Source organism: Leifsonia sp. NPDC014704 (assembly GCF_043083605.1).
Taxonomy (GTDB): Bacteria; Actinomycetota; Actinomycetes; order Actinomycetales; family Microbacteriaceae; genus Leifsonia.
This window is the reverse complement of record NZ_JBIBYW010000002.1, coordinates 952,489-964,734: the sequence shown is the minus strand read 5'-3', so window position 1 is coordinate 964,734 and position 12,246 is coordinate 952,489. Positions and strand designations below refer to the sequence as shown.

The following is a 12,246-nucleotide window of genomic DNA, read 5'->3' as shown; positions in this document are numbered from 1 at the left end:
ATGGACTGGGATGCGTCGCCCCTGCCGGACTCGAGTGGACGCACGGTCGTCATCACGGGTGCGAACGCGGGCGTCGGGTACTTCACCGCCGAGCAGCTCGCCGGGGCCGGCGCCCGGGTGGTGCTCGGCTGCCGCGACCCCGAGCGCGCGGAAGCCGCGGTGTCGGCGATCCGCCGGCGCGTGCCGAGTGCCCGGGTCGAGGCACTGCCGCTGGACGTGACGGACCGACGATCGATCGACGCGGCGGCCGACGCCCTCCTGGCCTACGAGCGGGTGGATGCGCTGGTGCTGAACGCGGGAATCGTGCACCCGCCGCGCACCCGGCAGACGGACGAGTACGGCAACGAGCTGGTGCTGTCCACGAATGTCCTGGGGCACTTCCGCCTGGTCGCCCGCAGCCTCGCGGCCCTGCAGCAGACCCCAGGGTCACGCATCGTCACGCTGGGGTCGCTGGCGTCGCGACTCGGTCGTGTGCGTGTCGACGACCTCCAGCTCGAGCGGTCGTACACCGCGTGGCGCGCCTACGCGGGCTCCAAGATCGCGGCGCAGGTGTTCGGGTTCGAGCTCGATCGCCGGCTGCGGGCAGCGGGGGCGGACGTGCAGAGCATCGTGGTGCATCCCGGCTACTCGACCTCGGGGCGGACTCCCGGCATCCGCGGCGTCAACCAGCCGTCGCGGCTGAAGCGGTTCGCCGACAACCTGCAGGCGGCGTGGACGCAGGGCAAGGACGCGGGCGCGCATGTGCCCGTCCGCGCGGTGCTCGACCCGACCATCTCGGGCGGCGACTACCTCGGGCCCGCGCTGTGGACGAAGGGCGCTCCGGTGCACGCGCCGGCGACCCGGGCATCCCGTTCCCCGCGCCTCGGCGCCGCCCTCTGGCCGCTCTTCGAGCGCGCCGCCGCGCAGCCCTTCCGCCTCTGACCCGCTTCCGCCCCCCGTCGAGTCCGCAAACTTTGCACGCTTCGGAGCCCCCGAGCGTGCAAAATTTGCGGACTCGACGGTGGGGGGCGAGGGGTCAGTCGAGCGGGACGATCGAGAGGAGACGGTGGGTGGACGGGATCCGGGCGCGCAGCGCGTCTCGGGCGGCGGCGTAGTCGGCGCCCTCCGCCTCGATCTCCTCGATGGCGGCCTCGCGGATGATCGCCTTCGCGATCACACGACCGCCGCGGGGCATCGCGTTGTGCACCTGCAGCAGGTCGAACCCCTCGGGCACCTGCTCCTCGATGAGCGCACGGGCCGACTGCGCGTCGTCCGCCTCCGCCGTCAGCTCCTGCGTCTCGCTGCTCTGGATGAGACCGCGCACCTTCATGCCTCCACGCTAGCCGACCGCAGACCTGCCGCTGTCACGCCCGGCCCGATACGGTGAAGGGATGGACTACCTCACCCAGCCCATCGACCCGACCTCTGCGAGCGACCTCGAGGCGGGCGGACTCCGCTTGACTCTCGTCGACACCGCCGACCCCGCCGCGTTCGACGGCTGGATCCGCGCTGACTTCCGCGGTTTTCACGGCGAACGCCCGAAGGACGAGGTGCTGGAGGAGGCGCGCGGCTACCTCGGGGGCCGTCGCACCACGGGCGTCTACGACGACGCGATCCCCGCCCGCGAGCCGGTCGGCACCGTGAACTCCTGGGTCGCGCCGCTCACCGTTCCCGGCGGCGAGCGGATCGGATCGTGGGCCATCAGCTCCGTCACCGTCGCGCCCACCCACCGCCGGCGAGGCATCGCCCGCGCCCTCCTCGGCGGCGAACTGCGCACCGCTCACGCGGTCGGCGTGCCGCTCGCCATTCTGACCGTCTCCGAATCGGTCATCTACGGGCGTTGGGGATTCGGCCCCGCGACCTTCGCGACCGCCTGGAACGTGGACACCAAGCGCGTCCGCTGGGCGGGTGCCGAGACGCCCGGTCGTCTGTCTTTCGCCGAGCCGGAGGAGTACCGCGAGACCGGCGAGCGCGTCCTCGATGCGGTGATGGCGGGCCGGCCCGGCGAAATCGGGCTGGAGCCGTACCTGGCCCACCGTCTGATCGGTCCGCTCAAGGGCAGCTCCGACGCGGACAAATACCGGCTCGTGCGCTACGACTCCCCGTCGGGCGAGCCGGAAGGCTTCGTCTCGTACGTGGTCAAGGGCGACGACGACTTCACGCGGCACACCGTCGAGGTGAACTACTTGGCGGCGGCGACGGATGAGGCGCTCACCGCGCTCTGGCGCTACCTGCTCGACCTCGACCTGGTCGCCACGGTGAAGGTGTGGACGCGCGGGGTCGACGAGTCCCTCCCCGCTCTGGTCTCCGACATCCGGGGCGCGCGGGTCACCGACCTCGAGGACCACCTCTGGGTGCGCATCCTCGACGTTCCCGCGGCCCTGCGGGCACGGACGTACGAACGCGACGGCTCCCTCGTGCTCGACGTCACGGACGACCTGGGCCTCGCCGCCGGCCGCTTCCGGCTCACCGTGACAGACGGACACGCCGAAGTCGCCCCGACCGACGACGCGGCCGATGTCACCCTGCCGGTCGCGTCCCTCGGCAGCGTCTACCTCGGGCACGGCCTGGCGCGCGGGCTCGGTCTGGCGGGTCGCATCCAGGGCGACGTGGATGCGCTGGACCGCCTCTTCCGCACGGCCGTCCCGCCGCGGTTGAGCACTTGGTTCTGACGGGCGTCGTGGTCCGGTAGCCCGGAATAGCCCTTGGTTATTCCGAAATACGGCCGCCAAACCGGAATAAGTTCCTCGTTGTTCCGGTTTCTGCCATATATTCGGAACATGGATGACGACTGGCCCGCTCACGGCGTGGAGACGGTGCCGTGGCGGAATCGCAGTGGCCGAGGCTCGCGTACCGATCGGACGCTGGCCTCGGTCGACGCGACTGTCCCACCGCTCATCGGCGGACTGGCCCTGACGAGTGACCCCGCGGCACAAGTCGACCAGGAGGGCGCCATCAGGGCGCTTGCCGAGCTGGACGCCGATTCCCGAGCGGGTGCGACGGCGATCTCGACCTTCCTGATCCGGACCGAGTCGATCGCCTCCTCGAAGATCGAGCACATCGACGCGTCGACGGAGGACTTCGCTCGCGCCCTGGCCGGTGTCCGCGCGAACAGCAGCGCCAGCGCGATGGTCTCCGCAGCGCGAGCGATCGGCGCGATGACCGCGGAGGCCGGTCGCACCGGTGTCATCTCGATGGAGTCGCTGCTCACGGCCCACCGCGCACTGATGGTCGACGACCCGGCAGAGGGCGCCTACGCCGGTCGGATGCGCGATATGCAGAACTGGATCGGCGGAAGCGACTTCTCGCCGATCGACGCCGTGCACGTGCCGCCGACTCCCGAACGCCTCGACACCCTCATGGCCGACCTTCTTCACTTCGCCAACCGCGACGACGTTCCGGTCATAACTCAGGCCGCCATCGCGCACGCGCAGTTCGAGTCCATTCACCCGTTCACGGACGGAAACGGCCGCATCGGCCGCGCCCTCATCGGCGCGATCTTCCGCCGGCGCGGCCTCACCACTGTCGCCACACCCCCCATCGCCTCTGCACTTGCCGCAGAGCAGAGCCATTACTTCGATCTGCTGACCGAGTACCGCGCCGGTCACGCCGGCCCGATCGTCCGCGAACTCGCGCGCGCGACCCGGATCGCGTCGGAGGAATCCCTCGTCTCCATCCGGGCGATCCGGGAGCTGCCGAGCGAGTGGTCGACGATGGTGACGCCCCGACCCGGAAGTGCGCTCGCGGCGCTCGTCGACGGTCTTCTCGAGCACCCCGTGTTCGACGCGGAGACCGCCGAGGATCGCATCGGCCGCCCGACTTCGACGGTCTACGACGCGCTCGATCGGCTGGAGAAGGCGGGAATCATCCACCCCATCACCAACCGGCAGCGCAATCGGGTCTGGGCGGTCACCGCGATCATCGACGAACTCAGCGCCTTGGATCGCCGGATCGCGGGCCGCGCGGCCCGCGCCTGACTCAGTCGATCAGGTCGTGGCGCACCACGATCTGGTCGCGGGCCGGGCCGACTCCGATCGCGGAGATGCGCGCGCCGGAGAGGCGCTCCAAGGTGAGCACGTAGTCCTGCGCGTTCTTCGGGAGGTCCTCGAACGTGCGGGCGCCGCTGATGTCCTCGGTCCAGCCGGGGAACTCCTCGTAGATCGGCTTCGCGTGGTGGAAGTCGCTCTGCGAGGCGGGCACCTCGTCGTGGCGCACGCCGTCGACGTCGTAGGCGACCGCGACCGGGATGCGGTCGATGCCGGTGAGCGTGTCGAGCTTGGTGAGCACGAAGTCGGTCACCCCGTTGACGCGCGCGGTGTAGCGGGCGACAGGGGCGTCGTACCAGCCGGTGCGGCGCGGACGGCCCGTGGTGGTGCCGAACTCGAAGCCGCGCTCGCGCAGGAACTCGCCCCACTCGTCGAACAGCTCGGTCGGGAACGGACCGGCGCCGACGCGCGTGGTGTACGCCTTGACGATGCCGATGACGCGGTCGATCCGGTTGGGGCCGATGCCCGAGCCGGTCGCAGCGCCGCCGGCGGTGGAATTCGAGGAGGTGACGAACGGGTAGGTGCCGTGATCGACATCCAGCATGGTCGCCTGGCCGCCCTCGAAGAGCACGTACTTGCCCTCCTCCAGCGCCTGGTTGAGCAGGAGGGAGCTGTCGACGACCATCGGACGCAGGCGCTCGGCGTACTCGAGCAGCTGCTCGACGACCTCGTCGACCGTGATCGCGCGGCGGTTGTAGACCTTCACGAGCAGGTGGTTCTTCTGGTCGAGGGCGCCCTCGACCTTCTGACGGAGGATGTTCTCGTCGAAGATGTCCTGGATGCGGATGCCGACGCGGTTGATCTTGTCGGCGTACGTCGGGCCGATGCCGCGGCCGGTGGTGCCGATCTGTCGCTTGCCGAGGAAGCGCTCCGTCACCTTGTCGATGGTGCGGTGGTACGAGGTGATGACGTGCGCGTTCGAGCTGACCTTGAGGCGCGAGACGTCGACGCCGCGGGCGATGAGGGCGTCGAGCTCCTCGAACAGCACCTCGATGTCGACCACGACGCCGTTCGCGATGACGGGCGTGACGCCCTCGGTCAGGATGCCGGAGGGGAGGAGGTGCAGGGCGTACTTCTCGTCGCCGACGACGACCGTGTGCCCGGCGTTGTTGCCGCCGTTGAACTTGACGACGTAGTCGATCCGGCTGCCGAGGACGTCGGTCGCCTTGCCTTTGCCTTCGTCACCCCACTGGGCGCCGATGATCACGATCGCGGGCACGTCTCACGTCCTCTCGGTGGTTGGAACACGTCGGCGCCACGCGGACGACCGTCGCACTCGATCCTATCGCGACCCGTAAAGTTGCACACAACTGTGCAAGAAGGGCGTACACTGGATGCATGCCCACCCCCTCCACCCGCGCACCGAGACGCGACGCCACGGCGAACCGCGAGGCCATCCTCGGAGCCGCGGCCATCGCCCTCAATGAGGACATCGACGCGTCGCTCGAGAGCATCGCCGCCCGCGCCGGCCTCAGCCGCCGCGCTGTCTACGGGCACTTCGCCACCCGCGACGAGCTGCTGGTCGAGGTGTTCACCCGCGGCGCCCGTCGGCTCGCCGCCCTGCTCGACCCTGTGTCGCATCCCGACCCCCTCGTCGAGATCGCGCTGTTCGGCGCGACCCTGTGGGCCGAGGTCGAGCACGTCCGCGTCAGCGCGGCGCTGGCCGTCCGCGGTCCGCACCGCGAGATGGTCGGCACGGCCCTCGACCCTGCGCGCGAGCGCCTGCGCGACACCGTGCGGCGCGGCATGGAGTCGGGCCGCATCCGCACCGACCTCGACCGCGAGACCACGACGCGCCTCATCGAGAACGCCGCCGTCTCGGTGCTCGACGAGGCCACCCGCGCCCGACTCAGCCCCGAGGCCGGCCACCGCCTGGTCATGCTGGCGGGGCTCGGCGCCGCCGGGATGAGCTGGCGCGAGGCGGGCGAGCTGATCGCCTCGACTCCCGAACTCGCTTTCACGCCCACGGAGACGAACGACGGAGGTGCGCTGCGATGAAGGTCGTGCTCGATCAGGTCACCAAGGGTGCGGCCCTCCCGCCGACGTCCGCGACGTTCGAGACCGGCCGCGCGTCCCTCGCCCGCGCCGAGACCGAACAGCGGCCGACCGTCCTGGGGCTGATCGCCTCCGGGCGGATGCGGCCCGACGCCGGCAGCGTCACGATCGACGGCAGCACCGATTACTCCGCGATGCGCCGGAGGATCGCGCTCATCGACGCCCCCGACGTCTCCGAGCCGGCCTCGGACGTGACCGTCGCCGGCATCGTCGCCGAGGAGCTGATGTTCGCCGGGCGGGCGTCGCATCCCGTCGCGGTGTCCCGCTCCCTGAAGGAGCTCGGCGCCTCCGAGTGGGCGCGCTCCTCGATCGGCACCGTGCCGCCCACCGTGCGCATCCGGCTGATGGCCGAGCTCGCACTGCTCCGGAAGGGCGTGGATGCGCTGGTCATCGTCTCCCCCGACCGGCACGGAGGCGACCCGGTCGAATGGTGGCGGTTCGCCCGCGAGCTGGCCGGCCGCGACATCGCCGTGCTCATCGTCGCCGGCGACGCCTCCGCCGCGGCCATCGCCGCCGCCTCCCTGGTCTCCCGAATGGACGAGACCGGCCCGAACACCTTTGACGAAGACCCCGGCCGGGATGACACCGACGATCTCCCGGACCTGATCGTGACCCAGCCGAATGAAGAAGGCGCATGAAGATCCCGCAGATGATCGCGGCGGAGTTCCGCCGTCTCACCGCCAGCCCGATGTCGATCGTGGCGCTCATCGCACTGATGTGCGTCCCCGTCCTGTACGGAGGCCTCTACCTGTGGGCCAACCAGAACCCGTACGCGAACCTGAACCGCATCCCGGCGGCCATCGTGGTGGATGACGCGGGCACGACCGTCGACGGCAAGACCGTCAACTACGGCGACGACGTGGCCGACCAGCTCATCGAGGACGGCTCGTTCCAGTGGCACCGCGTCGAGAAGAGCTCCGCCGCGAGCGGGGTCGACGACTCGAAGTACGACTTCAGCATCACCTTCCCGAAGGACTTCTCCTCCGCACTGGACTCCGCCTCCGGCACGAGCCCGCATCGCGCGGTCGTCACGCTGACGACCAACGACACCAACAGCTACCTCGCCTCCACGATCGGCACGCAGGCGGCGGAGAAGATCCGCACGTCGATCGTCAAGCAGGTGAACGAGCAGGCGGCCAAGCAGTTCCTCGTCGGGCTCGCCGACATCCGCTCCAACCTGGTGACGGCCGTGGACGGCGCGAACCAGCTGGTCGACGGCAGCGCCACAGCCCAGTCCGGGGCCTCGCAGCTTGCGGACGGCACGTCGCAGCTCGCCTCCGGCTCTCAGGAGCTCGCGAGCAAGCTCGGTGAGCTGGCGTCCGGCGCCCAGCAGGTGAGCGACGGCGCGGCCCAGGTGGCCGCGGGCAACCAGCAGCTGGCCGCGAAGGCGAACGAGGCGGGCGCAGCGGCGGCCCAGATCGCCGCGGCGGCACCCGCCGCCCAGCAGGACCTGCTGAATCGGCTGGCGGCCGCCGGGGCGACGGAGGCGCAGCTCGCCGAGGTGAAGGCGGTACTCGGCGACCTCGACACGAAGGTGCAGTCCGGCAACGAGCAGATCCAGGGCGCCGTCGGTCAGATCGACCAGCTCTCCGCCGGTGCGGACCAGGTCGCCGGCGGGGCGTCGCAGGTCGCGTCGGGCTCGCAGCAGGCCGCCTCCGGCGCCTCCCAGCTGGCCTCCGGCGCCTCGACCGCCGCGAGCGGCGCCGCCCAGCTGCGCGACGGTCTGACGACCCTCCACGACGGCACCACCACGCTGCGCGACGGGCTGAAGCAGGGCGTCGACCGCATCCCGGACAACTCGCCCAGCCTGCAGAAGAAGCAGGCGTCCACCATCGCCGACCCGGTGAACCTGAAGAACGACTCGATCACCTCCGCGGGCACATATGGCGCCGGCCTCGCACCGTTCTTCGTCGCACTGGCCGCGTGGATCGGCATCTACGCGCTGTTCCTCATCGTGAAGCCGGTCTCTCGCCGGGCGATCACCGCGCTGCACTCGCCCGTGAAGATCACCCTCGCCGGCTGGCTCACCCCGGGTCTTCTCGGGGCGATCCAGATGATCGGGCTGTTCGCGATCGTCTCCGGCGCGCTCGGGTTCCGCATCGACAACCCGGTCGGGATGTACGGGCTGATGGGCCTGGCGTCCATCACGTTCGCGGCGATCATCCTCGCGCTCAACGTCTGGCTCGGCAGCGTCGGACAGTTCCTCGGCCTCGTGCTGATGGTGCTCCAGCTCGTCACCGCCGGCGGCACGTTCCCCTGGCAGACCCTCCCCGGGCCACTGGCGTCGCTGCACCACGTGCTGCCGATGTCGTACGCGGTCGACGGCATCCGGCAGCTGATGTACGGCGGCAACCCGGCGACGGCCTGGGCGGACGCCGGGGTGCTGGCGCTGTGGATGCTGATCGCGCTGCTCATCGCGGCCATCGGCGTGACGCGGATGACCCACTTCCGGACGCTGCGCGACCTGCGCCCGTCGCTCATCGGGTAGGCGGACCAGGGGGGCAGCGCACCTCTGGTGGTCCGGCCGCCGCCCGCACTAGGGTGGCGGCAGACAGCACCCGAACCGAGGAGGACGACATGGCCGATCTCGAAGTCCAGGCAGCGCTCGCGCAGGCCCGGCAGGCGGCGAGCGCCGCCAGCTACGACATCCAGAAGCTGCCGGAGGACTCGATCGAGCGGCAGGCGCTGCACAACCTGATCACCGCGGTCGACTCGATCATCGAAGCGCTCGACACCGAGTGACGCGACGGCGCCCCGCGCGGCGGCGTCGGGGACGGCGTCCGGCGACAGTGGCCGGCGCTAGGGTGGCGGCGTGACCGATACGCTGCGCATCCTCCACCTCTCCGACACGCATCTGTACGGCGACGGCCGGTTGCACTACGGGATCGTGGACACGCTGGCCGCGCTCGATCGCGTGCTGGCGCGTGCGTCGTCGCTCGAGCAGGTCGACCTGATCGTCGCGTCGGGAGACCTGTCGGACGACGGTTCGGCGGCGTCGTACCGGAAGCTGAAGGCCACGCTCGAGCCGTGGGCGGCCGAGCGCGGAGCGGCCGTCGTCTACGCGATGGGCAACCACGACCTCCCCGACGGGTTCGAAGAGGTTCTGGGGGCGCGCGAGACCGAGACGACCGTGCGGGGTTTCCGCGTGGTGACCGTCGACACGAGCGTTCCGCTCGCCGGGTACGGCCGCGTCGAGGAGGCGCAGCTCGACCGCCTGCGCGACCTGCTCGCCGCTCGCTCGGAGAGCGGCACCATCGTCGTCCTCCATCACCCGCCCGTGACGCCGACGACCGTGCTGTTCGAGTCGCTGCGGCTCGTGGACTCCCAGCCGCTGCTCGACACGCTCAGCGAAGGGGATGTGCGGCTCATCCTCGCCGGGCACTACCACCACGGCCTCATCACCGAGGCGGGACCGGCGGGCATCCCTGTCGTGGTCGCACCCGCGGTCGCGAACACGACCGACGTGCTCTGGCCGGCGCCGCGGGAGCGTGCCGTGCGGGGGGCCGGCTTCGCCTGGGTGCAGCTGCCCGACGACGGCCCGATCCGGGCGCACCTGGTGTCCGCGCCGGCGCCCGACGACGGCGAGACGGTGTACGACCTGGATGCCGCGGCGATCCAGCGCATCGCCGACGACGCCGGATGGCCGCGATGACATCCGCCGGTTACTCGGGCACGCCGCTCTGGAAGAAGCTGGGGCTGAAGCCCGGGATGCGCGCCGCCGTGCTCCACGCCGACCCGGGGTGGAGCATCCCCCTCGACGACGGGCCCGACGTGGAGTGGACCGACGAGGGGCCGAGTGGACTCATCCTGGCGTTCTACCGGGAGGCGGCGGCGTTCCTGAGCGAGCTCGACGACCTGGGGGGGACGCATCCGCCCCGACGGGATGGTGTGGGCGGCCTGGCCGCGGAAAGCGGCCGGGCACGTGAGCGACATCTCGGAGAACCTCATCCGTGACGCAGCGCTCGAGCGCGGACTGGTGGACGTCAAAGTCGCGGCGCTGGACGAGGACTGGTCCGGGCTCAAACTCGTCTGGCGGCGGGCGAACCGCTAGTCGAACGGAACGTGCTGGCGGATCCAGCCGTGCATCGCCACGGCCGCCGCCGCAGACGCGTTGATGGAGCGGGTCGAGCCGAACTGCGAGATCTCGACCACCGCGTCGGCCGCGGCCAGCGCATCCCGTGACAGACCCGGTCCTTCCTGCCCGAACAGCAGCACGCACTCCCGAGGGAACGAGAAGGTCTCGATCCTGACCGACCCGGGCACGTTGTCGATCGCGATCACCGGGAGACCCTCGCTGCGCGCCCATGCCACGAACCCGGCGACATCGTCGTGGTGCACGACGTGCTGGTAGCGGTCGGTGACCATGGCACCTCGCTTGTTCCAGCGCCGCCGCCCGATGATGTGGACGGTGTCGGCCGCGAACGCGTTGGCGCTCCGGACGATCGACCCGATGTTCATGTCGTGCTGCCAGTTCTCGATGGCCACATGGAACGGGTGCCGGTGCTCGTCGAGGTCGGCGACGATCGCCTCCATGGTCCAGTACCGGTAGCGGTCGATCACGTTGCGGGTGTCGCCGTGGCGCAGCAGTTCGGCGTCGAAACGCGGGTCGTCCGGCCATTCTCCCGGCCACGGACCGACACCGTTGGTCGTCAGTTCGTGCGTCGGGTTCGCCGTCTCATCCACAGGTTCAGCGTATCCACCGCGGCCGCCCGCCTCACCGCGAGAGAGGCGCGGCCCCTAAGCTGGAAGCATCCGCTTCCCGGTGAAAGGGGTCCCACGTGACGCGTCGCGACGAGATCGAATGCTGGCTCACCGACATGGACGGCGTCCTCGTCCACGAGAACCAGGCCCTCCCCGGAGCGTCCGACCTCATCCAGCAGTGGCGCGACCAGGGCACCCCGTTCCTCGTGCTCACCAACAACTCCATCTTCACGCCGCGCGACCTGGCGGCACGGCTGCGCACCTCCGGCCTCGACGTGCCCGAGGAGTCCATCTGGACCTCGGCACTGGCCACGGCCGACTTCCTCAAGTCGCAGATGCCCGGCGGCACGGCCTACGTGATCGGCGAGGCGGGGCTGACCACGGCCCTCCACGAGGCCGGCTTCATCATGACGGACACGAACCCGGATTACGTCGTCGTCGGGGAGACGCGCAGCTATTCGTTCGACGCGATCACCAAGGCGATCCGCCTCATCGGCAAGGGCGCGCGGTTCATCTCCACGAACCCGGACGCCACCGGGCCCAGTGCCGAGGGTCCGCTCCCCGCCACGGGCGCGGTGACGGCGATGATCACCAAGGCGACCAGCCGCGACCCCTACGTCGTCGGCAAGCCGAACCCGATGATGTTCCGGTCGGCGATGAACCGCATCGGCGCGCACTCGGAGAACACCGCCATGATCGGCGACCGGATGGACACGGATGTCGTGGCCGGCATCGAGGCCGGGTTGCACACCATCCTGGTGCTGACCGGGATCAGTGATCGCACCGAGATCGAGCGGTACCCGTTCCGGCCGGACGAGGTGCTGCGGGGCGTCGACGAGCTCGTCGTGCGGGAACCCATCGAGACCGAGCTCTGAGCAGCCCGGCGCACGGGACTCTGAGCTCCACCGTGGACGACGTCGCGCACATCCGTTCCGCCCTCCGCGCGGCGGCCCGCTCGGCGTGGACCGCGCTCCGTGCCGAACGCCGCTCCGAGACCTTCTACTACTTCGGCCTCTGGACCACGCCGCTCGCCCACAGACCGGCCCCGACCGCGTGCTCGCTCGAGGGTCTGGAGCGCGCGGTCGAGCGGTGCCGAGCTGAGGGTCTGGATGTGGATGCGGACGAGCTGCGCTGGGCGGTCAACGACTCCCCCTACGACCTGTACGGCGACCGGCTGTTCGCCGAGGTGGAGCCGCTGTTCGACGCGCTCGGAAGCCCGTACGAGCGTTCGCCGGAGCTCAACGCGGACCTGCACGACGCCATGGCGGGAGCCCTCGCGGACCTGGACGCGGAGGGGTTCTTCGGCGTTGGCGTCTCGCGTGACGCGGTGGTGCTGAACGTGACGACGCCCGGTCACGACACCGAGGAGGAGCTGGTCGCATCAGCGCGACGAATCAACCCGCCGGGCGCGCTCGCGCGGTACGAGGCATCGCTGTCCGCGACGGGCGGCGCGGAGGGCTGACGT

At 70.6% G+C, this 12,246-nt stretch carries 15 protein-coding genes; 12 read left to right on the top strand and 3 right to left on the bottom strand.

Annotation, left to right across the window (positions count from 1 at the left end; all coding sequences use genetic code 11):
- Complete coding sequence (locus ACF1AJ_RS16140; protein WP_391508267.1) at positions 1-921, top strand: SDR family NAD(P)-dependent oxidoreductase; 921 nt, start codon at positions 1-3, stop codon at positions 919-921.
- A gap of 94 nt (positions 922-1,015) precedes the next feature.
- Here ACF1AJ_RS16140 and ACF1AJ_RS16135 read toward each other — a convergent pair whose 3' ends face one another.
- On the bottom strand, positions 1,016-1,309 hold the full coding sequence (locus tag ACF1AJ_RS16135) for a hypothetical protein (RefSeq protein ID WP_391508266.1): 294 nt from the start codon (positions 1,307-1,309) through the stop codon (positions 1,016-1,018).
- 61 nt (positions 1,310-1,370) lie between these two features.
- Here ACF1AJ_RS16135 and ACF1AJ_RS16130 point away from each other — a divergent pair, with 61 nt between their 5' ends.
- On the top strand, positions 1,371-2,651 hold the full coding sequence (locus ACF1AJ_RS16130; RefSeq protein WP_391508265.1) for a GNAT family N-acetyltransferase: 1,281 nt from the start codon (positions 1,371-1,373) through the stop codon (positions 2,649-2,651).
- A gap of 108 nt (positions 2,652-2,759) precedes the next feature.
- A complete protein-coding gene (locus ACF1AJ_RS16125) occupies positions 2,760-3,956 on the top strand; it encodes a Fic family protein (RefSeq protein WP_391508264.1) in 1,197 nt (398 codons plus the stop codon).
- A 1-nt stretch (position 3,957) separates the two neighbouring features.
- Here the strand turns inward: ACF1AJ_RS16125 and ACF1AJ_RS16120 are convergent, their stop codons facing one another.
- The gene (locus ACF1AJ_RS16120) at positions 3,958-5,244 is read right to left on the bottom strand and encodes an adenylosuccinate synthase (protein WP_391508263.1); all 1,287 of its coding nucleotides are present in this window, start codon (positions 5,242-5,244) and stop codon (positions 3,958-3,960) included.
- A 119-nt stretch (positions 5,245-5,363) separates the two neighbouring features.
- Here ACF1AJ_RS16120 and ACF1AJ_RS16115 point away from each other — a divergent pair, with 119 nt between their 5' ends.
- From ACF1AJ_RS16115 to ACF1AJ_RS16085, 7 genes are all read left to right on the top strand, one after another.
- A complete protein-coding gene (locus tag ACF1AJ_RS16115; protein WP_391508262.1) occupies positions 5,364-6,023 on the top strand; it encodes a TetR/AcrR family transcriptional regulator in 660 nt (219 codons plus the stop codon).
- Entirely contained in the window at positions 6,020-6,718 is a 699-nt protein-coding gene (locus ACF1AJ_RS16110; RefSeq protein WP_391508261.1) for a hypothetical protein, read from the top strand. Before ACF1AJ_RS16115 ends, ACF1AJ_RS16110 begins: the two co-directional genes overlap by 4 nt.
- A complete protein-coding gene (locus ACF1AJ_RS16105; RefSeq protein WP_391508260.1) occupies positions 6,715-8,568 on the top strand; it encodes a YhgE/Pip family protein in 1,854 nt (617 codons plus the stop codon). Before ACF1AJ_RS16110 ends, ACF1AJ_RS16105 begins: the two co-directional genes overlap by 4 nt.
- Before the next feature lie 89 nt (positions 8,569-8,657).
- A complete protein-coding gene (locus ACF1AJ_RS16100) occupies positions 8,658-8,822 on the top strand; it encodes a hypothetical protein (protein WP_309854491.1) in 165 nt (54 codons plus the stop codon).
- A 70-nt stretch (positions 8,823-8,892) separates the two neighbouring features.
- On the top strand, positions 8,893-9,732 hold the full coding sequence (locus ACF1AJ_RS16095) for a metallophosphoesterase family protein (protein WP_391508259.1): 840 nt from the start codon (positions 8,893-8,895) through the stop codon (positions 9,730-9,732).
- Positions 9,729-10,034: a hypothetical protein gene (locus tag ACF1AJ_RS16090; RefSeq protein ID WP_391508258.1), complete on the top strand. Its 306-nt coding sequence runs from the start codon at positions 9,729-9,731 to the stop codon at positions 10,032-10,034. Before ACF1AJ_RS16095 ends, ACF1AJ_RS16090 begins: the two co-directional genes overlap by 4 nt.
- Positions 10,003-10,131, top strand: a complete 129-nt coding sequence (locus tag ACF1AJ_RS16085) for a hypothetical protein (RefSeq protein WP_391508257.1) — start codon at positions 10,003-10,005, stop codon at positions 10,129-10,131. Before ACF1AJ_RS16090 ends, ACF1AJ_RS16085 begins: the two co-directional genes overlap by 32 nt.
- Here ACF1AJ_RS16085 and ACF1AJ_RS16080 read toward each other — a convergent pair.
- Positions 10,128-10,763 carry a TrmH family RNA methyltransferase gene (locus tag ACF1AJ_RS16080; protein WP_391508256.1) on the bottom strand — a complete coding sequence of 212 codons (636 nt, stop codon included), beginning with the start codon at positions 10,761-10,763 and terminating at the stop codon, positions 10,128-10,130. The genes ACF1AJ_RS16085 and ACF1AJ_RS16080 overlap by 4 nt on opposite strands.
- Positions 10,764-10,858: 95 nt before the next feature.
- Between ACF1AJ_RS16080 and ACF1AJ_RS16075 the strand changes: the two genes are divergently transcribed.
- Entirely contained in the window at positions 10,859-11,656 is a 798-nt protein-coding gene (locus ACF1AJ_RS16075) for an HAD-IIA family hydrolase (RefSeq protein WP_391508255.1), read from the top strand.
- 32 nt (positions 11,657-11,688) lie between these two features.
- Positions 11,689-12,243: a DUF4303 domain-containing protein gene (locus ACF1AJ_RS16070; protein WP_391508254.1), complete on the top strand. Its 555-nt coding sequence runs from the start codon at positions 11,689-11,691 to the stop codon at positions 12,241-12,243.
- The last annotated feature ends 3 nt before the right edge of the window (positions 12,244-12,246 follow it).

Bases quoted from the DNA above. Each gene is read 5' to 3' on its own strand.
- ACF1AJ_RS16130 (WP_391508265.1), top strand. From the start codon at position 1,371: ATGGACTACCTCACCCAGCCCATCGACCCGACCTCTGCGAGCGACCTC.
- ACF1AJ_RS16090 (WP_391508258.1), top strand. From the start codon at position 9,729: ATGACATCCGCCGGTTACTCGGGCACGCCGCTCTGGAAGAAGCTGGGG.
- ACF1AJ_RS16140 (WP_391508267.1), top strand. From the start codon at position 1: ATGGACTGGGATGCGTCGCCCCTGCCGGACTCGAGTGGACGCACGGTC.
- ACF1AJ_RS16105 (WP_391508260.1), top strand. From the start codon at position 6,715: ATGAAGATCCCGCAGATGATCGCGGCGGAGTTCCGCCGTCTCACCGCC.
- ACF1AJ_RS16125 (WP_391508264.1), top strand. From the start codon at position 2,760: ATGGATGACGACTGGCCCGCTCACGGCGTGGAGACGGTGCCGTGGCGG.
- ACF1AJ_RS16110 (WP_391508261.1), top strand. From the start codon at position 6,020: ATGAAGGTCGTGCTCGATCAGGTCACCAAGGGTGCGGCCCTCCCGCCG.
- ACF1AJ_RS16115 (WP_391508262.1), top strand. From the start codon at position 5,364: ATGCCCACCCCCTCCACCCGCGCACCGAGACGCGACGCCACGGCGAAC.
- ACF1AJ_RS16100 (WP_309854491.1), top strand. From the start codon at position 8,658: ATGGCCGATCTCGAAGTCCAGGCAGCGCTCGCGCAGGCCCGGCAGGCG.
- ACF1AJ_RS16135 (WP_391508266.1), bottom strand. From the start codon at position 1,309: ATGAAGGTGCGCGGTCTCATCCAGAGCAGCGAGACGCAGGAGCTGACG.